Annotated in this window: 23 protein-coding genes and 1 tRNA gene; 13 read left to right on the forward strand and 11 right to left on the reverse strand. The window is 56.5% G+C overall.

Translation table 11 applies throughout. The features are described from left to right. Window positions 1–2 precede the first annotated feature (2 nt). Complete coding sequence (locus HY308_17740; GenBank protein ID MBI3900114.1) at window positions 3–842, reverse strand: MerR family transcriptional regulator; 840 nt, start codon at window positions 840–842, stop codon at window positions 3–5. A 260-nt stretch (window positions 843–1,102) separates the two neighbouring features. Between HY308_17740 and HY308_17745 the strand changes: the two genes are divergently transcribed. The 5 genes from HY308_17745 (at window position 1,103) to HY308_17765 (ending at window position 5,681) form a co-directional block, all read left to right on the forward strand. After that, entirely contained in the window at window positions 1,103–1,681 is a 579-nt protein-coding gene (locus tag HY308_17745; GenBank protein MBI3900115.1) for a hypothetical protein, read from the forward strand. Window positions 1,682–1,816: 135 nt separating this feature from the next. After that, window positions 1,817–2,500 carry a response regulator transcription factor gene (locus HY308_17750; GenBank protein ID MBI3900116.1) on the forward strand — a complete coding sequence of 228 codons (684 nt, stop codon included), beginning with the start codon at window positions 1,817–1,819 and terminating at the stop codon, window positions 2,498–2,500. Next, window positions 2,493–3,917, forward strand: coding sequence for a HAMP domain-containing histidine kinase (locus tag HY308_17755; protein ID MBI3900117.1), 1,425 nt, complete (start codon window positions 2,493–2,495; stop codon window positions 3,915–3,917). Before HY308_17750 ends, HY308_17755 begins: the two co-directional genes overlap by 8 nt. After that, window positions 3,917–4,537 carry a hypothetical protein gene (locus HY308_17760; GenBank protein MBI3900118.1) on the forward strand — a complete coding sequence of 207 codons (621 nt, stop codon included), beginning with the start codon at window positions 3,917–3,919 and terminating at the stop codon, window positions 4,535–4,537. The genes HY308_17755 and HY308_17760 overlap by 1 nt, the downstream gene beginning before the upstream one ends. Window positions 4,538–4,607: 70 nt before the next feature. Next, window positions 4,608–5,681: a DMT family transporter gene (locus tag HY308_17765; protein MBI3900119.1), complete on the forward strand. Its 1,074-nt coding sequence runs from the start codon at window positions 4,608–4,610 to the stop codon at window positions 5,679–5,681. A 271-nt stretch (window positions 5,682–5,952) separates the two neighbouring features. On the opposite strand, the gene HY308_17770 is transcribed toward HY308_17765, so the two are convergent. Both HY308_17770 and HY308_17775 read right to left on the reverse strand, forming a co-directional pair. Next, window positions 5,953–6,028 (reverse strand) — tRNA-Thr (locus HY308_17770). Window positions 6,029–6,092: 64 nt separating this feature from the next. After that, complete coding sequence (locus HY308_17775; protein MBI3900120.1) at window positions 6,093–6,518, reverse strand: transcriptional repressor; 426 nt, start codon at window positions 6,516–6,518, stop codon at window positions 6,093–6,095. A 233-nt stretch (window positions 6,519–6,751) separates the two neighbouring features. Between HY308_17775 and HY308_17780 the strand changes: the two genes are divergently transcribed. The 7 genes from HY308_17780 to HY308_17810 are packed head-to-tail and all read left to right on the forward strand — an operon-like array spanning window position 6,752 to window position 13,944. Further along, entirely contained in the window at window positions 6,752–7,408 is a 657-nt protein-coding gene (locus tag HY308_17780; GenBank protein ID MBI3900121.1) for a GspH/FimT family pseudopilin, read from the forward strand. Between the two features lie 10 nt (window positions 7,409–7,418). Further along, complete coding sequence (gene pilV, locus HY308_17785; GenBank protein ID MBI3900122.1) at window positions 7,419–7,889, forward strand: type IV pilus modification protein PilV; 471 nt, start codon at window positions 7,419–7,421, stop codon at window positions 7,887–7,889. Further along, window positions 7,886–9,028, forward strand: coding sequence for a PilW family protein (locus HY308_17790; GenBank protein MBI3900123.1), 1,143 nt, complete (start codon window positions 7,886–7,888; stop codon window positions 9,026–9,028). The genes pilV and HY308_17790 overlap by 4 nt, the downstream gene beginning before the upstream one ends. Window positions 9,029–9,039: 11 nt before the next feature. After that, on the forward strand, window positions 9,040–9,597 hold the full coding sequence (locus HY308_17795; GenBank protein MBI3900124.1) for a hypothetical protein: 558 nt from the start codon (window positions 9,040–9,042) through the stop codon (window positions 9,595–9,597). Between the two features lie 51 nt (window positions 9,598–9,648). Further along, entirely contained in the window at window positions 9,649–13,068 is a 3,420-nt protein-coding gene (locus tag HY308_17800) for a hypothetical protein (protein MBI3900125.1), read from the forward strand. Window positions 13,069–13,099: 31 nt separating this feature from the next. Next, window positions 13,100–13,423 carry a hypothetical protein gene (locus tag HY308_17805; GenBank protein ID MBI3900126.1) on the forward strand — a complete coding sequence of 108 codons (324 nt, stop codon included), beginning with the start codon at window positions 13,100–13,102 and terminating at the stop codon, window positions 13,421–13,423. Between the two features lie 23 nt (window positions 13,424–13,446). Next, window positions 13,447–13,944 carry a prepilin-type N-terminal cleavage/methylation domain-containing protein gene (locus tag HY308_17810; protein MBI3900127.1) on the forward strand — a complete coding sequence of 166 codons (498 nt, stop codon included), beginning with the start codon at window positions 13,447–13,449 and terminating at the stop codon, window positions 13,942–13,944. Between the two features lie 14 nt (window positions 13,945–13,958). Here the strand turns inward: HY308_17810 and ispH are convergent, their stop codons facing one another. Genes ispH through murJ form a run of 6 tightly spaced genes read right to left on the reverse strand, consistent with a single transcriptional unit; the run spans window position 13,959 to window position 21,209 of the window. Beyond that, window positions 13,959–14,882, reverse strand: coding sequence for a 4-hydroxy-3-methylbut-2-enyl diphosphate reductase (gene ispH, locus HY308_17815; protein MBI3900128.1), 924 nt, complete (start codon window positions 14,880–14,882; stop codon window positions 13,959–13,961). A gap of 38 nt (window positions 14,883–14,920) precedes the next feature. Further along, complete coding sequence (locus tag HY308_17820) at window positions 14,921–15,412, reverse strand: lipoprotein signal peptidase (GenBank protein ID MBI3900129.1); 492 nt, start codon at window positions 15,410–15,412, stop codon at window positions 14,921–14,923. A 2-nt stretch (window positions 15,413–15,414) separates the two neighbouring features. Next, window positions 15,415–18,222 carry an isoleucine--tRNA ligase gene (gene ileS, locus HY308_17825; GenBank protein MBI3900130.1) on the reverse strand — a complete coding sequence of 936 codons (2,808 nt, stop codon included), beginning with the start codon at window positions 18,220–18,222 and terminating at the stop codon, window positions 15,415–15,417. A 36-nt stretch (window positions 18,223–18,258) separates the two neighbouring features. Further along, window positions 18,259–19,191 (reverse strand): bifunctional riboflavin kinase/FAD synthetase, encoded by a 933-nt coding sequence (gene ribF, locus HY308_17830; GenBank protein MBI3900131.1) that lies wholly within the window; start codon window positions 19,189–19,191, stop codon window positions 18,259–18,261. Window positions 19,192–19,236: 45 nt separating this feature from the next. Further along, entirely contained in the window at window positions 19,237–19,650 is a 414-nt protein-coding gene (locus tag HY308_17835; protein MBI3900132.1) for a DUF2203 domain-containing protein, read from the reverse strand. An 8-nt stretch (window positions 19,651–19,658) separates the two neighbouring features. Continuing rightward, window positions 19,659–21,209 (reverse strand): murein biosynthesis integral membrane protein MurJ, encoded by a 1,551-nt coding sequence (gene murJ / locus HY308_17840; GenBank protein MBI3900133.1) that lies wholly within the window; start codon window positions 21,207–21,209, stop codon window positions 19,659–19,661. A 131-nt stretch (window positions 21,210–21,340) separates the two neighbouring features. On the opposite strand from murJ, the gene rpsT reads away from it, so the two are divergent. Next, window positions 21,341–21,607 carry a 30S ribosomal protein S20 gene (gene rpsT / locus HY308_17845; GenBank protein ID MBI3900134.1) on the forward strand — a complete coding sequence of 89 codons (267 nt, stop codon included), beginning with the start codon at window positions 21,341–21,343 and terminating at the stop codon, window positions 21,605–21,607. Window positions 21,608–21,644: 37 nt separating this feature from the next. Here rpsT and HY308_17850 read toward each other — a convergent pair whose 3' ends face one another. Both HY308_17850 and obgE read right to left on the reverse strand, forming a co-directional pair. Beyond that, a complete protein-coding gene (locus HY308_17850; protein ID MBI3900135.1) occupies window positions 21,645–22,781 on the reverse strand; it encodes a glutamate 5-kinase in 1,137 nt (378 codons plus the stop codon). Next, window positions 22,745–23,806: a GTPase ObgE gene (gene obgE / locus HY308_17855; protein MBI3900136.1), complete on the reverse strand. Its 1,062-nt coding sequence runs from the start codon at window positions 23,804–23,806 to the stop codon at window positions 22,745–22,747. The genes HY308_17850 and obgE overlap by 37 nt, the downstream gene beginning before the upstream one ends. Between the last annotated feature and the right edge of the window lie 99 nt (window positions 23,807–23,905).

Here is a 23,905-nt window from a genome sequence, read left to right on the forward strand (position 1 = left end):
AATCACCTCGGTAAATGGGATGACACCAACACCGGCTCGTAGGCCCAAGTAATCTCGGCCCGCGAACCATGGTCATTGGTGATGAATGAGACGGCCGGCGGCTCAACCGCCCGGTAACCGCGACGGTCAAACCAGTCGAACAACGTATCGAGCGACGCGGTGAGATCGAGCGTGGCCGCGTCGGTGAACTGAACGCCGATAAACGCGGCATCGCGCGCCGGCAACTGCCGCGTGGCGATACCGTTTGGCATGGTCACCGGCGTCATAATAGGAATGGCTGCTTCGAGCCGACCTTCGTCGTCCGATATGGGATCAATCAGCACACAAAACGGTTCGCCCGCGGGCGCCACACCGGCCTGAGCCAACACCGCGTAACCCGCAGTTAGCTCTCCGCGAAAACGTTCAAGCAATGCGCGCCGCTCTCCCAGAAACGGCCACACCGCCACCATCGTCGCTGAACGTTTGCGCTCGCTAATCGCCGGCCCCTCGGTTGGTGCGTTATTGCGCAGCAATGTCAGCGCTGCTTGTAACGCACGCTTCTGTCGCGCGAACCGCTGTTCGCCTTCCTGCGCGAAGCGATACAACAGCGCTTCGGCACGCGCCGAGTCGGCGACAACGGCCGCCACGTCCGCGAGCGGCAGCTCCATATCGCGCAGCGTGCGAATCAAACGCCCGAGCGCAATTTGATCGTCGCGGTAGTAGCGATAGCCGTTGCTCGTCTCCACCGCCGCCGGCCGCAGCAGTCCTTGCTCGTCGTACAGCCGCAACGCTTTGGGCGACAGCTGCGTCGCCGCGGCGAATTCTCCAATGGAAAGGAGACGCGAGGGTTGTTGAAAATCCATGGCCACACTCTACCGGTTGCCCTAAGGGCAAGGTCAAGCCGATTCACGCGGTGGTTTAGCGAATTCGCCGGAAATCGCTCAATGCTCAAAAAAATCCATCTTTCTAACCCTTAGTCTCAGGTATCAGAACCTTAACCAATAACGCGGCTATGCATAGGCGTAGCCGTACCTGAGAAAACTCTTATTTTCTTCTCAGCGACTTCTCAGATTGATTTCCCATACTGCGACTTCCTAAACATCTTTCCACAAGGAGATAGTTAATGAAGTCCGCAAACCCCGTATTCTCTAAATCAAACACGACCCTGGCGATGGTACTCTTATTGTGTGCAACCGGACTGTCGGCGTCATTCGCCTATGCCGGCGGTGATCAGAGCGCGCTTCCAGCACGGTTGCCCGACGCCAAAATCAGTCTCGTGGACGGCATCAATCGTGCCGAGCAGTTAGCCGGTTTGCCGATCTCGGCGAAGCTCGAAATGTCGGGCAAGGATTTGCACTTAAGCGTGTACACCGCGAAGCAAGGTCGTGCGGTTGCTGCGGAGCAAAACGAATTAGTTGAATTGGACGGCGATGCCACCAAAACCAGCTGGTCGCCGGAAAAAGAAGTCTTCGGCGACAAACCTCATATTGCTCGCTCGGCCATGCATTTGACGGTCATGCAGCAAACCCAACTGAGCTTGGCCGAGCTGGTGAAAAAGGCCGCCGCGCAACAGCAAGGAATGATCTACTCGATCACCCCAGCCATCCAAAACGGCAAACCGGCGTTCAAATTGTTAGCCCTGCAGGCAGGCAAAACCGTGGAATCGTGGATCGATCTTGCCGGGAACCCATTGGCCTACTGATGGGCCACAACACCCGATACAGTGTTTGCGGTTGCACATATTAAGGATAAATTGCACTCGTTCTCCGATGGCTCGCCACGGTGTAGTGGCGAGCCATCGGATCTCTGCTGGCGAATTAATTTAGGAAACACAACGATGCGCGTCCTGGTCGTGGAGGATGAGCCCGGCATTGCGAATTTCATGCGCGACGGCTTGGCCGAGGCCGGTTATGCGGTTGATGTCGCCGTCGACGGCGAGCAAGGGCTGCACCACGCCAGTGGTGGCCCGTACGACGCCATCATCCTCGACATCCTGCTGCCAAAGCGCGACGGCTTATCGTTGCTAAAGCAACTGCGCACCGACGGCAATCGCGTACCGGTTCTGTTGCTGACCGCCAAGGATACGATCGACGATCGCATCGCCGGCTTGGACGGCGGGGCCGACGACTATCTGGTCAAGCCGTTCGCCTTCAGCGAACTGCTGGCGCGAGTCCGTGCGTTGCTGCGGCGTCCGCCGCTGCAAGTCGGTACTGAATTGCGCGTTGCCGACATGACGATGGATCTGGCGCAGCGCAAAGTGTCGCGCGCCGGTAAAACGATTGCGCTGAGTCCGCGCGAATTCTCCTTACTCGAATATTTGATGCGCAACCCGCGCCATGTCCTGACCCGTACGCAGATCGTTGAGCGGGTTTGGAACAGCGATTTCTTCGGCGACCTCAATGTGATCGAGGTCTATGTCGGTTACCTTCGGCGCAAGATCAACAAGCCCGGGCAAACTGCGCTGATTCAAACCGTGCGCGGCGTTGGTTATCGCCTGTTGGGAGATGCCAGCGATGTTTGACGGCGGCTGGCGTTCGTTTCGCGTACGGCTGACGCTGTGGTACTTAGCGTTGCTGTTGATCGTGCTGTCGTTGTTCGGCGTGTATTTGTATTTCCAGCTGCAGCGAACGCTGTTGCAATCCACCGATGAAGGTCTGAAGGTCGCCGTTGCCCAGGCGCTGAGCTACGTTGCCGACAACAAAGCCGAACCCGATTTTGTCGACAGCGAAGAGTACCGCCATGCCGCACGTCATATAACTCAGGCCGGTTTCAGCATTCGACTGCTGCGGCCCGATGGTACGAACATCGCCGGCTTCGGCCGGCAAAACGGTTTGCCATGGCCGGCACGTATCGAGCCCGGTTTCGTTACGGCCGACGTCAACGGCGGCACCTACCAAGGGCAACCGTGGCGCACCTATACCCAGCGAATCGCCGACGGCAGCGGAAATTTGCGCGGTTGGGCGCAGGCGGCCAAAGCATTGACGCCCATCCAAGAGGCGCTGTCAGGATTGATGTTGAGCATGTTGATTGCGGTGCCGGTGCTGCTGGTGTTCGTCGGCATCGGCGGCATTTTTCTGGCCGATCGCGCACTGCGGCCGGTCGATCGCATCCGCCGGACCGCCGATGAAATCAGCGCGCAAGATTTCAGCCGTCGTATCGACTACCGCGGTGTGCCCGACGAGATCGGCCGTCTGGCGGCGACCGTCGATCGCATGCTCGACCGCATTCAACAAGCGTTCGAGAACGAACGCCGCTTCACCGCCGATGCCAGCCATGAGCTACGAACGCCGCTCGCCGCCATCAAGGGCCAGATTGGTGTGGCGCTCAGCCGGTCGCGCGGTATTGAGGAGTATCAAGTAGTCCTTCAACAAGTCGAACGTGAAGCGGATCGTCTCATCCGACTCAGCAACGACCTGTTGATGTTGGCGCGCATGGATCAAGCGAACAATCGCTCGGCCGTGGAAGAAATCGATCTCAGCGAGTTGCTGCCGAGCGTCGTTGCGCAGATGTCGCCGATGGCGCAGGCGTCCACCGTCAGCATTGACGTCGCAGTGCCTGCCGGGTTGTCGATGCAAGGAAGCGTCGACCAACTGATTCGAGTGTTCCTGAATATCATCGACAACGCCATCAAGTACTCGCCGCCGGGTGGCGAGATCCATCTCACCGCGAAGCGCACAGAGCAATGGATTGAAATTACTGTCGTCGATCAAGGCAAAGGGATCGCGCCCGAATTGTTGCCGCGGTTGACGGAACGCTTTTTCCGCGTCGAGGTCGACCGTTCGCGCGAGCGTGGCGGCGCCGGCCTTGGCTTGAGCATCGTGAATGAAATCGTGCGGCTTCATCACGGGCGTCTGGCGTTTACCAGCGACGTGGGACACGGCACCTGCGTATCGCTATCTCTGCCGACACATCGAGTTGCCAATCCTGGAGAGGGCTAATGGTTAGGATTTTTGCGTTGCTGCTGTGGTTTGTGTCGGTGCCGGTATTGGCCGACGCCGGTTCATTCGACCGTGACAAGCCGGGTTCGCCGCCGGCGGACTGGACGGCAGGTGTTACCGGACACGGGACGCCGAAATGGTCGGTAGAAACCGATGCGACCGCACCCAGTCTGCCCAACGTGTTGAAGCAGTCGGGCAGCGGCACATTTCCCTGGTGTGTGAAACAAGGCGCTTCCCTCGAGAACGGTTTCGCGGAGGTAAAGTTCAAATCCATCGCCGGACGGGAAGATCAAGCAGGCGGGCTGGTATGGCGTTGGAAGGACGCCAACAACTACTACGTCGCCCGCGCGAATGCACTGGAGAATAACGTCTCGCTCTATTACACCGAGAACGGTACTCGCAAGACGATCGCCTACGTCGACGCGCCGGTGGCGCCGAACCAATGGCATACGTTAGGCGTCGAGTTCGCGGGAACGACGATCCGCGTTTTCTTGAACGGCAAGAAATACATCGAGCGGCAGGACGACCATATCACCGGCCCCGGTGCCGTCGGCGTGTGGACTAAAGCCGACAGCGTGACCGCGTTCGATGACTTCCGTTATGGGGTTGGGCCGCGTTAAAAGGCTGCTGTGGGTGCCGACCTTGGTGTTGTGCAACACTATCAAAACACGATTGCGCGATCTCTTATCGATGACGAAAATTTTTCTCAAGCCGGGTGTTTCGAGCGCGCTGCTCGCCGCAGTGCTGTTTGGAGCGAGCGTTCCACTCGCCAAGCTGTTGGGCGGCACGGTTGTGTCGCCGCTATTGCTCGCCGGCTTGCTCTATCTCGGTTCGGGGCTGGGATTGCTCGCCTGGTGGTTATTAAGCCGCGCGCGCGTTGACCACGGCGCACACGACGCCGCGCTCACGCGCCGCGATCTTCCTTGGCTCGCAGGCGCGATACTCTCGGGTGGCGTTGTCGGCCCGGTATTGCTCATGATGGGTTTAATGCAAGCAACGGCGGCAGGTGCATCGCTGCTGCTTAACGTCGAAGGTGTCTTCACCGCGCTGCTCGCGTGGTTCGTGTTCAAGGAGAACTTCGATCGCCGTATCGCGTTAGGCATGGCATTGATCGTCGCCGGAGGGGTGGTGTTGTCATGGCCGAGTGACGCACGCTGGGAGACGTCACTCGGGACGTTGTTCATCGCCGGCGCCTGTCTTTGCTGGGCGATTGACAACAATCTCACGCGCAAGATCGCCGCCGGCGATCCGGTGCAGATTGCCGGGTTGAAGGGTCTAATCGCGGGACTGACGAACACAGGTATCGCGCTCGGCGTCGGCGCTACGTTACCGAATGTCAACACGGTGCTCGCCGTCGGTGTCGTCGGTATGCTCGGCTACGGTATGAGCCTGGTGTTATTCGTGCTCGCGTTGCGTCATCTCGGCAGCGCCCGCACCGGCGCCTACTTTTCCGTCGCACCGTTCTTCGGCGCGGCGTTATCGTTGTTGTTGCTGCAAGAAACGCCGGGTCCGTTGTTTTGGATCGCCACAGCGTTCATGGGCGCTGGCGTGTGGCTGCATCTAACGGAACGCCATGAGCATGCGCATCAACACGAAACACTCACACACGCCCATCGTCACGTGCACGATGAGCATCATCAACACCAGCACGACTTCCCTTGGAACGACTCTGAGCCGCACGTTCATTTACACCGGCATGAGCCGATCGTGCACAAGCATCCGCATTATCCCGATATTCATCACCGGCATCGGCACCAGCATTGATCCAGCAAGTAGCTCATAGCGTATGAGCTGGGCGCCATTCTTCTCAACGTTGCTCTCGGAAACGCTCTTGCGTGACAGCTGAAGCGTTGTTGCCGTATCGGCTGAACAAGGACTAACGATGAACGCGACGTAAAGCTGAGGCAGCGGAACAAGAAGCGGCCGCTTGAGGAAATTTGCAAAGCGGCATCTGAGCTAGATGCGACTACGAAGCCGGAGTATCCGCAGAATATTCACAAACAAACCGAAAACGCTATTAAGCTATTGATTTAATTGGTGCCGGTGACCGGAGTCGAACCGATGACCTACTGATTACGAATCAGTTGCTCTACCAACTGAGCTACACCGGCCCAGGAAAAATGAGCGCGCAAGTATAAGCCTAACGGGGCCGCCAACCAACTATAAAATCGATGATTAGCTGTCCTGGCGACGCAATCGAATAATCACATCTACGCCCTGCAATTCCGTGTTTTCGGGTAGCGACGGTAGCCCGGTAACCTTGACCTGGGTCGCATCGATATCCGTCAGCCGCCCGGTCGCCTCGTCATAAAAATGGTAATGCGGAAGGGTATTGGGGTCGTAAAAAACGCGTTTTGGGTCAGCAATGACTTCTCGGACAACTCCTCTCGACGCCAATAAGCCCAGCGTGTTGTATACCGTCGCTTTCGACACTTTCTGGTTACTAGCATTAACTTTACTGAATACCTCTTCCGCTGAAAGGTGGGTGCCATGAGAAAAAATGACACGCGCAATCAATATGCGTTGTGCGGTTGGACTAATACCATGCGTCCGCAAAAGCGTCGCCACATCCGATTCAGTTGAGGGGAAACTGAGCGCCATTTATTAAAGTATAAATTTAGACATCGGCTTGGGTCGAACCCAATTTGCAGCTCGGCGTTCTCCTCCATAGCTGCCAGCGTATCTAATCGACCGATCAGCGGCCGGTCGCTTTACCCACTGACGTTTTGCGGCAATTGCGGAGCCTTACGACCGCAGTAGACTTAACAAAGAAAACGCCAAGGGTACTAATTTCCACCCGCAAAATACGGCTTGAGCTCAAGGGACATTCATCTATGTATCCGACTTCGATTTCAGTCTGGACCCCTACTGATCCTTTTGTCGGTATTAATGAACCGTTTGTCTTCCTTAACTCAACGTATCAGTTACCTAATATCGGTAAAAATATACCGTCTGTCTTAAATCAGTCTGAATCTGCAGGTTTTACACTGATTGAGCTCATGGTAACGCTCGTCATCGCTGCCGTCTTGATCGGCCTTTCCGCTCCCGGCATGTCGCAAATCGTAGCGAGCCACCGACTCAGCGGACAGGTCAATGATTTCTTGGCAGACCTTAACTTCGCCCGCAGTGAAGCAGTTAAGCGCGGAACCACGGTAGGTGTTTGTTCCGGAAATGCTACCAGCGGTTGTACGGGTGCATGGAATGCAGGTCGAATCGTTTTCTTCGACGTCAATGGCAACAACGCCTGGGACAGCGGCGATACCGTTTTACGTGGCCGCCAGGCGATCTACACGAATAGCACAATAACGAGTACTGGAACACTAATCGTTTTTAGCGGCTCCGGCGCTCTTGCTCTAGATGGCGCTGGCAACCGGATCGGGAAGGCATTTTACGTATTTTGCTACAACAACGTGCCCGCTAGAGGTAAGCAAGTTAGCGTCGGCGATATGGGTCAGAGCTCGACGTTATCAGCTGCTCCCAATGCATGTTAAGGCGCAAAACATGAACCAAACAACCCAACAAAACGAAAAACGCCATCAAGGCTACAGCTTGCTTGAAATTCTGGTTGCGCTTTTAGTTCTCTCCATTGGATTGCTGGGTCTTGCAGCTCTCCAAACGATGGGGCTCAAGTTCAATCAGCAGTCCTATCAGCGTACACAAGCAGCCGTGCTGGCTTACGACATCATCGACCGGATTCGAGCTAATTCCCTAGGCAAAACGGCGGGGTATTACAACAATGTTGCGGCGAACGCTATGCCGTCAGTATCTGGCGGGCAATGCGTGAGTACCGCTTCGCTCTGCGCTCCCAATCAGCTTGCTGATTACGACGTTGCCTCCTGGAAAAACAATATTACAGCGCTACTGGTGAGTGGCACCGGGGCCGTCAATATCAGCGGCGCACGCAGTGTCGTGACGATTAAGTGGAGAGAAAACGAAGAAGACATGCAGCTCGACGTAGAGGCAGACCTATGATTTCAGCTGACACAAAAAAACCATCAAACCACCGGTTTCGCCTGCTACATATGCAACCTCGGCGAACATCTTTCGGTTACACGATTGTCGAATTGATGGTCGCCCTAACGATCGGCCTTATCATTTTGGCAGCTGTATCGAAAATTTTTTCATCGAGCCATTCCACCTATACCCTCGAAGAGGGTTTGGCTCGCACTCAAGAAGCCGGTCGCTTCGCCATGGAATTCTTGTCGCGCGACCTTCGAATGGCGGGCTATATGGGCTGTAGCAGCTCACTCACCCTTAGCACCCCGGTCAGTCAAACGTGCCCAAGCGGGACGATCTGTAATCTCGTCAACCCCCCTTCCCAATATTCAAGCTTTAATACTGCAGGAATTACGTCGTATCGCTACACCGGTGCGGGCACATCGGCGAGCGACTGGTCCCCAAATCTACCGTCCGATTTGTTCCCAACCGTAGACGTTAAGGCCGGTACGGACGTGATCATGGTGCAGTATGCCTCGCAAGGGGGAGCAAATTTAACCGGTAACAATGTTCCCGATAACGCAAACGTGAAAATTAAAGGCACTGCAACGCTCGCTCCCGACATCAAAGCGGGAGACATTCTGATCGTAACAGACTGCAAAAATGGAGATGTATTCAAAACTCATCAAGACGGCTGTGGCGGTACTTGCGCGTCGGTTATCACCGTTGCTCATACAACCGGAAACTCGCAAAACAAACTAAGCCACCGCTACGGCAACAATGCCGAGCTCATGAAGCTCGTAACACACGTTTATTACATAAAAACTAACCCTATAAATAGCCAACCGACACTGTATCGCAAAGAACTAATAGCGGGTGCTTTGCAATCCCTAGAGCTGGTCGAAGGCATCGAGGAGATGCGGTTTACCTTCGGCGTAGACACTGACGCCACTGCAGACAACGTACCGAATGTTTATTTAACGGCCAGCAACGCCAGTGTCGGCGCATGGGACAAAGTAGTCAGCGCGCGACTTGGCCTAGTCGCCCGCACACTTTCGCCGGCAGATGCGGATATCGATACAAAAACGTACACGCTCGACGGTACGGTCATCGACCCGCCGAACGACAGGTATCGACGCCAATATTTCAGTTCAACCATACAACTCCGAAATTGAGTGAAGTCACCATGCACTTAAAAAATCCGAAGAATCGTCAGCGCGGCTACGTACTAGTCATGGCGCTAGTGCTTCTCACCCTCCTCACCATCATGGGTCTTACCGCCATGAGCACTACCACGCTGGAAGAAAAAATGGCGGGGAACATGAAGGACCGCAATCTTGCATTCCAGGCCGCTGAAACGGCATTAGTCAGCGGCGAGTCATGGGCCAGGGACCAGCTCAATAAGCCTCCCTTTACTAATTCAAATGGCCTGTATAGCGTCTCGGCGACAACATCGCCGAGATGGGATACCGTCAGTTGGTCCTCCGCTTCTTCAGATACGGCTAAGTATCCGTGCAGCCCCACTGTCAGCGCCTCTTGCGGTAGCGGACTTACCAAAGTTTCTACTCAGCCGAAGTACATCATCGAAGATCTCGGAGAAGTACCGGAAGTTGGAGGCAGCCTCGTCGTGCCTGCGAACTACAAAGGCAAAGGCATAACCGTATTGCGAATCACTGGCCGCGGTACCGGCGGTACCGATGCTGCCAAGGTGATGGTGCAGTCCACCTACGCGCGTGAATATTAATAAGCGCATCGACTTTTATTGTTGAGTAACAATAAACTTGGGAGAGCATTCATGAACGGTCTCACCAATATTCGCCGCGAATCGGGTCGATATTTACGCGCGTTACCCAACCAACTTCGCCGATCCGTTGCACCACTCTTCTGCAAACGCGCAGCGTTAAGCGCAGCCGCGGTCGCTCTATTAACGACCACACACGTCGGCGTCGCCGCGCAGCTATCGCTTTCCCAAGCGCCGCTATTCGTTACCACATCGGTAGAACCGAATGTCATGCTGCTCATCGATACCTCGGGCAGTATGAACAACGTTATTTGGGCAAGCGGGTATAACAACACAACCACTTACACGAGCTGGGGGTTCACCTCCACTAATGGAAATATTCACTATTCCAGCATTACCGACTGCACAACCAGCGGCCTCGCGGGGAAACAAGGCACGGACGGTACTACGACTAAATGTCTTGTGCTACCTGACCCGGTAGGTGGCGGCGCCACTCGTTTTAACGGCAACTATTTAAATTACCTCTTCAGTACTTATGCCGACGGCACCAACCTGACGACCGGAACTATTCCGAACGATTATCGAATGAACGTCGCCCGCACTGTGGCGACGAATCTGGTCACCAACACTCCCGGTGTCCGCTTCGGTGTATCGCGGTTCTATGGCGACTCATCCCTGGATTATGGCGACGGCGCAACCGTGAGCGCGAGCTGTGGCAGTACGGCATTGACCATTACGACTGCGATTAGCGGATACGCTTCTGAAAACAATACTCCGCTGGCAGAAGCGTATTACGAATTAACGCGCTACTTTCGCGGCCTGTCGAGCTATTATCACGCGAACCTGACATACACGAGTCCACTGCAGTATCGTTGCCAGAAGAACTTCATTATTGTCATTACCGATGGTCTCCCCACGGTCGACGACAACTTTCCTAGCGACGATCCAGCGGACACCGCCGACACAAGTCATTCACTTCCGGATTGGGACGGACAGGCGCCGACAACAACGGCAGCTCAGTATCCGACTTTTCCGCAGTATTCCGACGGCTTCCAAAGCGGAAGCAACTGGGACGAAGGCTACACGCTATATCTCGATGACTTCGCGAAGTTCGGCTACGACACGGACTTAATGACCAGCGGCAACGACAATGCGGGGATCAGTTGGAACTCTATCGCGTATCCCAAACAAAATATCGAGACATACACGGTTGGATTCGCTGCCGCTAACCAAATGCTCGAAGACGCGGCCGCCTATGGCCATGGTACGTACTACACGGCGGACAACAGCAGTCAGCTGACGAACGCCCTATCCGGCGCGCTAACGGATATCGAAGCAAAAACCGCCAGCGCCGCCGCCGTGGCCGTCAATTCGCGCTCGCTTAACACAAACAGTCACCTGTATCAGGGCCTATTTATCAACAATACCTGGAGCGGTGATTTATTGTCGTATGCAATCGATGCGACTGGAACTATCAACTCCACTCCAACCTGGAGCGCAAAATCGCGCCTCGCCAGCGCGACCTGGACTAATCGCGCCATCATTACGCGAAATAGCAGTACCGGCATCCCATTTCGCTGGACTATCAGTGGCGCCAACGCCCTATCAAGCAACATGCAAGCCGTGCTCAATCGCAATCCGGCCACTTCTACGACTGACGCCTACGGCACCGACCGACTTGAATTCCTTCGCGGAAACGCGGCTCAAGAAGGAGCAGGGACGGCGCCGAGCTTCCGCACTCGAACCGGCGGATTCAAATTAGGCGACATCGCCAATTCCGCTCCTCTTTATATCGGCTCACCGGTTTTTGTCGCCAACATCGAAGACGTGGCGCATTCGACGTTCCGGGATGACTACAGCGACCGTCGGGAGATGGTCTACGTCGGCGCAAACGATGGGATGTTTCATGGCTTCGATGCCGATACCGGCGACGAAAAGATCGCTTACGTACCGTCGTTCATTTTTAACGACACTACGACCCCCGCCAATCCCAATTACAACAACGGCGTACATCATTTAACCAACCCGACTTATAGCCATCGGTATTACGTCGATGCTTCACCGACGGCCGCCGATGCCTACGGCATATTCACCAACGTATCGGGACAATGTACAACGGGTTGCTGGCGGACCGTTTTAATAGGCGGCGTCGGCGGCGGTGGTAAAGGCTATTTCGCGCTCGACATTACCGATCCGGACGGCGGTGTTTCGCCGACCTTAACACTGGCATTTTCAGAAAATAACGCATCTCGAATTTCGTTATGGGAATTCACCGATAGTGCATCCGGCGATATGGGCTACACATACGGTGAAGCCACTATCACTAAAGTTCGCACCAGCAGCTCGACTACCGTATGGGCCGCGGTCTTCGGCAACGGTTACAACAGCATCAATGAAAGAGCTTATCTTTACGTCGTCAATGCCGTCACCGGCGCACAGATCGCAAAAATCCTGTTGCCGGATCCGGTCGCAGACGCCGCTTATCCCGGAACCAAATATGCCAACGGTCTTTCCACACCGGCGATCGTCGATAAGGATGAGGACTACGTTGCCGATTATGTTTATGCCGGCGACCTTAAGGGCAACCTTTGGAAAATCGACCTGACGGACAACGATCCGACGAAATGGGATTCGTACTATCAATCGGGAAACGGCGCGAGTCAGAAACCTGCGCCGATGTATACCGCCCAGGATAGCGCTGGTAATCGTCTGCCTATCACCGCGCGTCCCGAAATCGGACTTCATCCCACCGGCGAAGTAGGCTTCATGGCGTACTTTGGCACGGGTCGCTATATCGCGACGACCGACAGTAACCCCAACGCTCCGCCGGACGGCAGCGTCTCAGGCACGCCGATCGACAATAGTTTCAACGGCGTTTGGGATCCCGATAACAGCACGAGCGCCGCTACCACAGGGGCGGTAGCATCCAGTCGATTAAGAACACAAACGCTATCGACGCAAACGGTCTCCGGCCAAACGGTTCGCGTTGTTAGCAACAATACCATCTCTGGCTGGGGCAGCAGCGGAACCGCCTGCAACTCCGGCGGCAACTGCATGGGATGGACGCTGGATTTACTCGCGACCGGCGAACGCTCGGTTTCAAAACCGGTACTGCTAGGCGGTGCAACACCACGCATTATCTTCACCACTCTTATTCCCGATTCGACACCCTGTAATTTCGGTGGAACCGGCTGGTTGATGGAGTTGAATCCCACTAATGGTGGCAAACTGGCCAAAGCTGTCTTTGATTTAGACAACAATGGCATTATCGACAGCAATGACGAATATCTGGGTGGTTCTGTCGCCGGTATTAATCCGGACAACGGCATCCTGCCCGACCCGGTCATCATGCGTGACAGCCCCAAAGGCAAAGACTTAAAACTTCTGGCTGGATCAAAAGGGGCGGTGGTCGCCGTCAAGAACTACGTCGGGAAAATATCGGGCGGCCGTCAATCCTGGCGCCAGCTTCAATAAGCAGAATCGTTGCTAGCGGAGGGTACCCATCATGAACAGATTGTCGATGATCGTCGCACTACTGTTGGTCTGCGGGTCCAGCAATGGCGTTTATGCTGCACAAACTGTCGCGCACAGCGCGTCCCGGTTCAGTATGAGTGGCACCGTTCGTAGCGTCGATGCGGCACACGAACAAATATCCATCAATGACCGGCGCTACCGTCTTGCGTCGACACTGCGCGTTTACCTTCCCGACGGTAAACCTGCATCAGTCGATATTCTCCAGCACGAAAAGCGTATTCGTTTTAACACCCAGATGAATAGCGCGACGGGCGAGTTATATATCACCGAAATCCAAATCGTCCCGATCAACTAATAACTAGAGCCGGGAGAAGAGCAATGCGAGCGCGCGGTTTTACGTTAATCGAGCTCATGATCGTCGTCGTCATTATCGGCATTCTTGCCAGTATTGCTTATCCAGGCTACACCACGTTCATGACCCAAGGGCGCCGGTCTGATGCACACACAGCGCTTTTGCGAATAACAGACGTACAGGAGAAATTCTTTACCCGCTGTAATAGTTATGCGTCTTCATTGACCGCCACACGAGACTGCGCGAACTTAGGATTGGGGATGACGCAGCTTTCACCCGATCATCACTACTTCCTCAGTCTTATAACGGGCGTGGTTCAATCCGGCGGAGCTATCGCCAGCAACTGCTCGACCATCAATTGCGGGTTCACCGCGATTGCCAATCCGAGCGGCACCGGAGTTACCGGCCGCCAGCCGGCCAGTGACGGCTGCTTCGGTATTACTTCCAAAGGCGACAAATTCTTCGATAAAAATTGCGACGGCGATTACAACGACGCCAATGATCGCAGCAAGTGGGCGAATTAAGGAAGGTTAATCGACTAACTGCGCAGCGCCCGGGGAACCGGGAACACCACTCCTTCATTGCCTTGATCGGCACCGGACACCACCGACGCGCCCCACTCCGTCAGCCGGGCCACGACCTGCTGAACTAAAACCTCCGGCGCCGACGCACCCGCCGTCAAACCAATCCTAGAAGCACCTTCTAACCACTCGCGCCGTATATCTTCAGGGCCATCGATCATATAAGCGCGTGCGCCCAAGGATTCGGCGACTTCCCGCAGTCGATTAGAGTTGGAGCTGTTGCGCGAACCAACGACGAGAAAAACTTCACAGTTGCCAGCGAGTTGCTTAACCGCATCCTGCCGATTTTGCGTTGCATAACAGATGTCGTCGCGCTTCGGCCCCTGAATCGCCGGGAAGCGAACGTGGAGCGCATCGACGATTTTCTTGGTGTCGTCGACCGACAGCGTCGTTTGGGTAACGTAACCGAGATTTTGCGGATCGCGTACCTGCAACTTCGCGACGTCATCGACTGTTTGGATGAGATAAATTCCATCGTTCACTTGACCCATCGTGCCTTCGACTTCCGGATGACCGGCATGGCCGATGAGAACGAGCTCGGTGCCGTGTTTACGGTGCCGAACGACTTCCATGTGAACCTTAGTCACCAGCGGACAGGTAGCATCGAACACGCGCAGGCCGCGATTGCGCGCCTGCGCTTGTACGGCGCGGGATACACCGTGCGCGCTAAAAATAACTGTGGCGCCGTCCGGCACCTGATCCAGTTCATCGACGAATACAGCACCCTTGGCGCGCAGATCGTCGACCACGAAGCGGTTGTGCACGACTTCATGGCGCACATAAATCGGCGCGCCGAACAACTCGAGCGCGCGCTCAACGATCTCGATCGCGCGGTCGACACCGGCACAGAAACCTCTGGGGCTGGCTAGATAAACTTGCATGGGCGGCATAATACGCAGGAAAACGACGGTTTACGAACCTAGGATTCGGCGTGGCGCTTGCGTGTGCCAATACCGAAGGCATCAAGGATCAACAACGCGGCACCGATGGTAATCGCCGAGTCAGCGACGTTAAACGCCGGCCAATGCCAGGTTTTATAGTAAATGTCGATGAAATCGATCACATGGCCGTGTATGAATCGGTCGATCAAATTACCCAAGGCGCCGCCGAGGATCAGCGACAAACCGATAGCGACGCTACGCTCGGCGGCGCTCAGCCGGTTTAGCAGATAAAAAATGATAGCGGTCGCAACGAGTGCAATGACCACGAAAAAGACATTCTGCCAACCCTCGGCGCTGTTCAAGAAACCGAAGGCGGCACCACGGTTGAAAACGAGCGTGAGATTCAGGAACGGTGCGACCGCCACTTCGGCATGACGCAGCAAATACTTCAGTGCCACCCATTTGCTGAGCTGATCAAAGACGATAATAGCCGCCGAGATCCAGAGGAAACGAAACGCCACGCGACGCATAGTTAGGTCACTCCGAATGCGTTTTCAATGCAACGCCCACAAATCAATGGATGATCGGCGTGGGAGCCAACGTCTTCCCGATGATGCCAACAACGCACACACTTCGCATATCCCGACGGTGTCACCTTAATATACAAATCGGGGTGTTCCGTTGCCGTGCTGCTCATCGTACGCTCGGCCAATGGATGCAGTCGCGCATACGAGCTGATAAAGATAAAGCGCAAGTCATCGCCAAAACTGCCCAACTGCTTAAGCACGACATCGCTGCAATAGAGATCGACTTCGGCATCCAACGACGAGCCGATATCGCCGGCGACCCGCAACTTCTCGAGCTCGCGGCTAACCGCTTGCCGCACATTCAGCACCAACTCCCACTGCTCCAGTGTCAATTCGTCTTTTCTTAAACTATCCAGCGCCGGCAAGCTGTACCACTGTTCCAAGAACACAGAGTCGCTGCGCTGCCCAGGCAAGTACGACCAAATCTCTTCGGCCGTGAAGCTCAGGATCGGTGCGAGCCAGCGTACGACCGCCTCGAGCATGTGATACATCGCCGTCTGCGCCGAACGCCGGCCTAGTGACGTGCGCGGCATGGTGTACATGCCGTCCTTCCGCACATCGAGATAAAAACCGCCAAGCTCGATAACGCAGAACTGATGCACCTTTTGATAGATCAGATGGAAGTTATAAGAGTCGTAGGCCTCGATCACTTCCCGCTGCAACTGCGCCGCCTTCCGCAATACCCAACGATCGAGCGCCAGTAATTCTTCGGGCGGCAACGCTTGCGACGGATCGAAACCGTCGAGGTTTGCCAGTAAGTAGCGCGCGGTATTACGAATACGCCGATAGGAATCGCCCATGCGCGCGAGGATCTCTTCCGAGATGCTCATCTCGCCACGGTAGTCAGTGGAAGCGACCCACAAACGCATGATGTCGGCGCCGAGCGTCTTGATAACCTTCTGCAGCCCGCCCATATCGTTGCCGAGCGACTTCGAAATTTTCCGGCCCTTAGTGTCGACGGTGAAGCCATGGGTCAACACTTCACGATACGGCGCACGGCCTTTCATGGCGACCGAGGTCAACAGCGACGATTGAAACCAACCGCGATGCTGATCCGAACCTTCGAGATACATATTCGCCGGCCACTGCAGACCGTCTCGCTGCTCGAGCACACAAGCATGCGTTACGCCCGAATCGAACCAAACATCGAGCGTGTCCTTCACCTTTTCATATTGCGCGGCATCGGCACCGAGCAGATCGTCTGCCGTTAGCTCAAACCAGGCGTCGATACCTTTCTGTTCAACGCGCTGTGCCACCGCTTCGATCAGCTTGGCGGTATCGGGATGGAGCTTGCCGGTTTCTTTATGCACGAACAGTGCGATCGGCACGCCCCAGGCACGCTGGCGCGAGATACACCAATCCGGACGCCCGTCGACCATGCTGTCGATGCGCGCTTGGCCCCAATTCGGAATCCATTTCGTATCGCGGATCGCCTGCATGGCATTGTCGCGCAATTTTTCCATGCCGATAAACCACTGCGACGTGGCGCGGAAAATAATCGGCGTCTTGTGGCGCCAGCAGTGTGGATAGCTGTGGTTAAGCGCCGCCGCATGTACCAATTTGCCGTTGGTCTTAAGGACTTCGATCACATGGTCGTTCGCCTTGAAGACGTGCTCACCGGCGAAGATCTCGGTACTCGGCAAAAATTTACCGTCGCCGCCGACCGGATTGTCAATCGCCAAACCGTAGTGCCGACCGACGATAAAGTCTTCGAGACCATGGCCTGGTGCCGTATGCACTGCACCGGTACCGGTCTCTGTCGTTACATGATTACCGAGCACGATCGGTACTTCGCGCCCGTAAAACGGATGTTTGAGCTTCACGCCTTCAAAGGCGGCGCCCGGCGCGCGGCCAACAACACGGTAATCGTCGATGCCGTAACGCCCCATGACGTCTTTAAGCAGGGCGTCAGCAATTAGCAGGCGCTCGTGACCAACGTTACCGACATACTGCACCAGCACGTAATCGAGAGTCGGGTGTAGCGCGACTGCTTGATTCGCCGGCAGGGTCCATGGGGTCGTCGTCCAGATGACGACATTGACCGGCCCTTCGCCTTTACCGCCGCCATCGACGCGCGACGAGAAATCCGCTTCATCGACGACCGTAAAGCGCACGTCGATCGCCGGAGAGGTACGTTCCTGATATTCGACCTCGGCCTCGGCCAACGCCGAACCGCAATCGATACACCAATGCACCGGCTTGAAACCTTGATACACATGACCGCCGGCGACGATGCGGCCGAGCGCGCGAATGATGTCGGCCTCGAACCGGTAGTCCATCGTCAAATAAGGTTTACGCCAATCACCGAACACACCCAAGCGAATGAAATCGTCACGCTGACGATCCACCTGCGCCGCCGCGTATTCGCGGCAAGCGGCGCGGAACTTGGAGGCATCGACTTGCACGCCGGCCTTACCGATTTTCTTTTCGACCGCGTGCTCGATCGGCAAGCCATGGCAATCCCAACCGGGCACGTACGGCGCGTCGAAGCCGCTCAACGTCTTCGACTTAATGATGATGTCTTTCAGAATTTTGTTCAGCGCATGACCGATATGGATGTCGCCGTTCGCATACGGCGGCCCGTCGTGCAGAAGGTATTTCGGCCGACCAGCGCCGGTGGCGCGCAATTTGGCGTATAGCCCGATCGACTCCCAGCGCTTGAGAGACTCTGGCTCGCGGTTGGCGAGGTTGGCCTTCATCGGAAAATCCGTGCGCGGCAGATTGAGCGTGTTCTTATAATCGCTTGTGGTCATTACGTAGCACTCACCTAAAGGCTCGGTTCGTCGCGGTCATCCGCGAACGACGAAATAATCGCGCGCGCGCTCAATGTCATCCATGATCTGCGCGCGCATCTCCTCAACAGAATCGAAGCGGCGCTCGTCGCGCAGCTTATGCAGAAAATCGACGGCGATGTGGCGACCGTAAATCTCGCCATCGAAGTCGAACAAGTGCACTTCGAGCAACGGCTTCACACCGCCCACCGTCGGCCGCGTGCCGATAGAGGCAACGCCGGCCAACGGCTTGGCCGACAATCCCGAGGTCTTAACCGCAAAGATGCCTTGGATGGCGGCGTGCCGCCGATGCAAAGCGATGTTGGCGGTAGGCACGCCGATCTGGCGGCCGATTTTGTCACCATGCGCCACGCGGCCGCACATGCGGTACGGACGTCCGAGCAACTTCGCCGCCGTGGTCAAATCACCGGCGGCCAGCGCCGCACGAATGCGGGTACTGCTGACCCGCTCACCATCGATGCGGAAGGTCGGCATCGCCGCGACGTCGAACCCGTGCTGCCGTCCGGCTCGAACCAGCATATCCAAATCGCCGCGGCGCTTGTGACCAAAACGGAAGTCATCGCCGACGACGACATAACGTGCATCGAGACCGCGGCGCAGTATCTGCTCGATAAACACCTCGGCGTCGAGCGCAGCGACACGATCGTCGAAGCGCACGCACAGCACCCGATCGATCGGCTGCTCGCGTAACGTCAGCAGCTTCTCCCGCAAGCGCATCAATCGCGCCGGCATCGCCTGCGGTCGAAAATACTCCGCTGGCTGCGGCTCGAAGAACATGATCAGCGACGGCACAGCCAGTGCCTGCGCGCGCTCGTGCAGCTGCGTGATCACGGCCTGATGGCCGAGATGAATACCGTCGAAGTTACCGATAGTGACGACACAGCCGCGGTGGTCCGGTCGCAGATTGTGCAGCCCGCGAATAAGCTCCATTGAATTGATTCTAAAAGCTAATAAGAGGAATGGCGAGCAGCGAAGCTATGCGTGCGCCCAATCGGGGTCGAGCTCTTCGACAACCTTCTGCAACGGCACGCGGCCGGAATAGCCTTCGTGGTAGCCGTGATAGTAGCCGATACGCAGCTCGGGAAACTTCCAACAGAGGTAACCATCGCCGGTATCGAAATCGACCAACCACAGCCCCTTCACCACCAACCCGAGGCGTTCCATTTTACCGACCCAGCGCTTGACGATCGCTTCGTACTGGCGCTCGATTTCCTTGATCGTGGGATTGGTCGGTACCATCGCTTCGAGCACGCGCCGTACCGGTTCGAGCTGGTGATACGTCCCCTGTGTGATCTTGCGTACCAACGGAAACAACCCCTCTGCCTCCGCCAGCGTGAATACACGCGGGTCGTCGCAGGTGGTGATTTGATGGATTTCGGCGTAGATCATGTAACTAGCTAGGACGTCTTAAGTTTCAGATGAGCCGGGCGCATGCCACTTAATAAGAGTACTGCACCATACACCACCGAGCCGACGAGAATCCAGAATGCCAGGCGAGCGGCGCGTTCCAGCGATGGTGCACTCAACCATGCTTCAAGCCCGCCTACTCCCCAAGTCAATGCCCCCGCCATCGCCACTGTCGCCACCCCTACCCGACCAAAGAAGCGCGACCAGCCGACCAGCGGGCGGTATACCCCCTGTTGCCGAAGAATCCGATAGAGCAAACCGGCGTTAACGACCGCGGCGATCGACGTTGCCAACGCTAAGCCGGTATGCGCCAGCGGATAAACAAACAGCAAGCTCAAAACAATATTAGTAATAAGAGAATAAACGCCAACCCGGGCCGGCGTGGCCGTATCGTGACGCGCATAGAAACCGGGGGCAAGAATTCGAATCAGAATGAACGGCACTAATCCGACCAAAAAGGCGATCAATGCCTGCACACTCATCGTTACGTCGTTCGCGTCGAACTTCCCGTGATGAAACAGGGTAATGACGATGGGGCCGGCTAAGACGATCAAAGCGGCGCATGCGGGGATACTTATTATGAATGCCAAGCGCAATCCCCAGTCGAGCAAGTGCGAAAAATCATCGACCGAGGCGCTGGCATGCTTTTGCGACAATTGCGGCAAGACCACGGTGCCAAGCGCGATACCGAAGACGCCGATCGGAAACTCCATGACGCGATCGGCGTAATAAAGCCATGACACGCTGCCGGTCACCAAAAATGAGGCGAGTACCGTGTTTACCAACAGATTAATCTGCGCGACCGACACGCCAAAGATGCCGGGTAACATGAGCTTCATGACTCGCGAGACACCATCATCGCGCCATCGAAACCGTGGCCGCGGTAACAAGCCGACTCTTCTCAAATAGGGAATCTGAAACAGTAGCTGCGCGACACCGGCAATGAACACGCCCCAGGCTAAGCCCATCGCCGGTTGATCCAAATACGGCGCTAACCACAGTGCCGCACCGATGAGCGCCAAATTGAGCAGCACCGGCGTAAACGCGGCTACGCCGAATTTACCTAACGTATTGAGAATTCCACCCGCCAGCGCAACCAACGAGATAAAAAACAAATAAGGAAACATGACGCGCAACATCGCAACCGTGAGCTGGTACTTCTGCGGCTCTTGCACGGCAAAGCCCGGCGCTAAGACCCACACCAACAAGGGCGCGACCACCACCCCAATCAGCGTTACGGCGAACAGCGCCACGCTCAGGACACCGGTAACGTTATCGATTAGCCGCTGCGCTTCCTCCGGCGATTTACGGGCGCGATATTCGGCGAAGACCGGCACGAATGCCTGCGACAGGGCACCCTCGCCGAAGATGCGGCGCAAGAAATTCGGAATGCGAAAAGCGACATAAAAGGCGTCGGCCGCCACCGACGCACCGGCGCCCATGAGGCTCGCCATGGCCATATCGCGAATTAAGCCGGTTATGCGGGAAACAAGGGTCATGGCGCCGGTTAGCGCCGTCGATTGCAGCAATTTGCGCGTCAAAACGGGGTCCCTGGGGGTATCAGAAGCGGGGGCGATGATACGTGATAGCGCCGGCAGTCGCACAGCGGGTTGACAAAAACCGGCGAAATCCGCATATTGCGCGCCTTCCTAAAGGTACCTGGAACTTCACCTTGGCTAACACCGTACAAGCAAAGAAACGCGCCCGTCAGGCCGAAAAAAATCGTGAGCACAACGCCGCTCGCCGTTCGCTGATGCGCACTCAAATTAAGAAAGTCCTGAAGGCTGTCGAAGCCAAGGACAAGACCGTGGCACAAGCCGCCTACCGCGATGCGAGCTCGATTATCGACCGTCTCGCCGGCAAGGGCGTTCTGCACCGCAACACCGCCAGCCGCTACAAGAGCCGCCTCAACGATCGCGTCCGCGCCATCGCCGGTTAATCCGACGATTTGCAGTTAGCGGCGCCATTACGCGCCGCTAACTGAGTACTAAGTTATCCCTACCGATTAGTTCAGGCTCGTCGATGTAGCCGAGGATCGGCTCGATGCGGTCGCTCGGCTGGCCCATGATGCGCCGCGCCTCTTCAGCACTGTAATTCACCAAGCCACGCGCGATCTCGCGTCCGTCGGCATCAATACAGGCAACGATTTCGCCTCTGCCGAAACTACCTTCGACTTTAATAATACCAACCGGTAGCAAGCTTTTACTGGCCGCACGGATAGCGGTGACAGCACCCGCATCGAGCATCAGTCGACCACGCACCTGTAGTGGGCCCGCCAACCACTGCTTACGCGCCGCCAACCTACCCTGCGGCGGCAACAATAACGTCCCGATTGTCTCGCCCTTCAGTAAGCGCTGCAAAATCTCCGGTTCACGTCCGGCGGCGATTACGGTAGCCGCGCCCGAGCGCGCGGCCTTCTCCGCCGCGAGTAATTTGGTACGCATGCCGCCGCGGCCAAATGTGCCGGAACCACCGGCCATTTCGAGCAGTCGCGGATCACCGGCGGCGCCTTCTGCGACCAATGGCGCACCGGTATGCACCCGTGGGTCACGTTCGTACAGCCCAGATTGATCCGTGAGAATCAGCAGCAGGTCGGCTTCCACCAAATTGGTCACCAACGCCGCCAACGTATCGTTGTCGCTGAAACGAATCTCTTCGGTCGCGACGGTGTCGTTCTCGTTGATTACCGGAATCACCGAATGATCGAGCAAGGTCCGCAGCGTGCTGCGCGCGTTGAGATAGCGCTGGCGATCGGCGAGGTCGTTGTGCGTCAGCAGCACTTGCGCGGTATGGATACCGAAACGCTGGAATGCCGACTCGTATACCTGCACCAACCCCATCTGGCCGACGGCGGCCATCGCCTGCAATTCGTGCAATGCGTTCGGCCGCTGCGTACGCCCTAGGCGTTGCATGCCGGCGGCAACCGCGCCGGAAGTGACGACGACACACTCGATCGATTGCGCGCGCAGCTGCGCGATCTGCGCCGCCCAACCGGCGATCGCTTCGCCATCGAGTCCCTGCCCGGCGTTGGTAACGAGCGCGCTGCCGATTTTGATGACGCAGCGGCGAGCCCGCGTTAGGAGGTCTCGGCTGGAGGAGTTTCGTTGTGACATTCGCTTTGTTCCCGTCTGAGCTCTTCGAGTCGGCGCATCAAACCTTCCATCAACTCGCGGCAGCCTTCGCCGGTTACTGCCGAGATGCCGTAAATATTGCCTTGCCAACCGAGTTCGGCGCGTAACGCATCGATGCGTGCCGTACGCTCGGCGGGATCTATTAAATCGATTTTATTAAACACCAACCAACGTTCGCGTTCGGCCAGTGCCGGGCTAAATTTGCGCAACTCGCCGACGATGTTTTCGACGCGTCGCGCAATCTCCGCCTCGCCCTCCGGCGGAAGTAGATCCACCAAATGCAACAGAATGTGGGTGCGCGACAGGTGCTTCAAAAATTGAATGCCAAGACCGATGCCTTCAGCCGCGCCTTCGATCAAACCGGGAATATCGGCAATGACGAAGCTACGATCGGGGCCAAGGCGAACGACACCCAGATTAGGATGCAGCGTCGTGAACGGATAGTCGGCGACCTTCGGCCGCGCCTGCGTCACCTGCCGCAACAAGGTCGACTTACCGGCATTCGGCAAACCGAGTAAACCGATGTCGGCTAATACCTGCAGCTCGAGTTTCAGCTCGCGCTGATCACCGGGTATGCCCTGGGTCGTTTTGCGCGGCGCGCGGTTGGTACTGGATTTGAAGCAGGCGTTCCCGAGGCCACCCTTGCCGCCGTGGGCGACGAGTAGCTGCTGGCCATTGCGCGTGATCTCGCCGATGAGCTCAGCGGTGGCAGCGTCTTCAATCTTGGTCCCTAGCGGAACCGCGATCAGTCGATCGACACCGGACCGTCCGGTGCAATCTTGGCTACCGCCCTTCTCCCCATGCGGCGCGCGGAACATGCGCGTATGCCGGAAATCGGCGAGGGTGTTGAGGCCCTCCTGGCCGACCAAGTAGACATTACCGCCGGCACCACCGTTGCCACCGTTTGGGCCACCGCGCGGAATAAATTTCTCGCGTCGAAAGCTCATACAACCGTCGCCGCCGTTGCCGGCTTCGACCCGAATGGTGGCTTCATCGACGAATTTCATAGCGGACGTATCAGCGACTCAAAACCCACCCCCACCCTTTACTCTCCCCCCGAGGGGGAGGGTAAGTCGGTGAGAATCTCTTTAAAATAAAAAACCCCG

The organism is Gammaproteobacteria bacterium, from assembly GCA_016199745.1.
In the GTDB taxonomy this organism is placed as follows: Bacteria; Pseudomonadota; Gammaproteobacteria; order Acidiferrobacterales; family Sulfurifustaceae; genus JACQFZ01.

Coding starts and splice junctions, on each gene's coding strand:
- HY308_17745 (MBI3900115.1), top strand. CDS start 1,103: ATGAAGTCCGCAAACCCCGTATTCTCTAAATCAAACACGACCCTGGCG.
- HY308_17795 (MBI3900124.1), top strand. CDS start 9,040: ATGCACTTAAAAAATCCGAAGAATCGTCAGCGCGGCTACGTACTAGTC.
- pilV (MBI3900122.1), top strand. CDS start 7,419: ATGAACCAAACAACCCAACAAAACGAAAAACGCCATCAAGGCTACAGC.
- HY308_17810 (MBI3900127.1), top strand. CDS start 13,447: ATGCGAGCGCGCGGTTTTACGTTAATCGAGCTCATGATCGTCGTCGTC.
- HY308_17740 (MBI3900114.1), bottom strand. CDS start 842: ATGGATTTTCAACAACCCTCGCGTCTCCTTTCCATTGGAGAATTCGCC.
- HY308_17800 (MBI3900125.1), top strand. CDS start 9,649: ATGAACGGTCTCACCAATATTCGCCGCGAATCGGGTCGATATTTACGC.
- HY308_17775 (MBI3900120.1), bottom strand. CDS start 6,518: ATGGCGCTCAGTTTCCCCTCAACTGAATCGGATGTGGCGACGCTTTTG.
- ribF (MBI3900131.1), bottom strand. CDS start 19,191: ATGGAGCTTATTCGCGGGCTGCACAATCTGCGACCGGACCACCGCGGC.
- HY308_17820 (MBI3900129.1), bottom strand. CDS start 15,412: ATGCGTCGCGTGGCGTTTCGTTTCCTCTGGATCTCGGCGGCTATTATC.
- ileS (MBI3900130.1), bottom strand. CDS start 18,222: ATGACCACAAGCGATTATAAGAACACGCTCAATCTGCCGCGCACGGAT.
- HY308_17765 (MBI3900119.1), top strand. CDS start 4,608: ATGACGAAAATTTTTCTCAAGCCGGGTGTTTCGAGCGCGCTGCTCGCC.
- obgE (MBI3900136.1), bottom strand. CDS start 23,806: ATGAAATTCGTCGATGAAGCCACCATTCGGGTCGAAGCCGGCAACGGC.
- HY308_17790 (MBI3900123.1), top strand. CDS start 7,886: ATGATTTCAGCTGACACAAAAAAACCATCAAACCACCGGTTTCGCCTG.
- HY308_17755 (MBI3900117.1), top strand. CDS start 2,493: ATGTTTGACGGCGGCTGGCGTTCGTTTCGCGTACGGCTGACGCTGTGG.
- HY308_17850 (MBI3900135.1), bottom strand. CDS start 22,781: ATGTCACAACGAAACTCCTCCAGCCGAGACCTCCTAACGCGGGCTCGC.
- HY308_17835 (MBI3900132.1), bottom strand. CDS start 19,650: ATGATCTACGCCGAAATCCATCAAATCACCACCTGCGACGACCCGCGT.
- HY308_17760 (MBI3900118.1), top strand. CDS start 3,917: ATGGTTAGGATTTTTGCGTTGCTGCTGTGGTTTGTGTCGGTGCCGGTA.
- ispH (MBI3900128.1), bottom strand. CDS start 14,882: ATGCAAGTTTATCTAGCCAGCCCCAGAGGTTTCTGTGCCGGTGTCGAC.
- HY308_17750 (MBI3900116.1), top strand. CDS start 1,817: ATGCGCGTCCTGGTCGTGGAGGATGAGCCCGGCATTGCGAATTTCATG.
- HY308_17805 (MBI3900126.1), top strand. CDS start 13,100: ATGAACAGATTGTCGATGATCGTCGCACTACTGTTGGTCTGCGGGTCC.
- HY308_17780 (MBI3900121.1), top strand. CDS start 6,752: ATGTATCCGACTTCGATTTCAGTCTGGACCCCTACTGATCCTTTTGTC.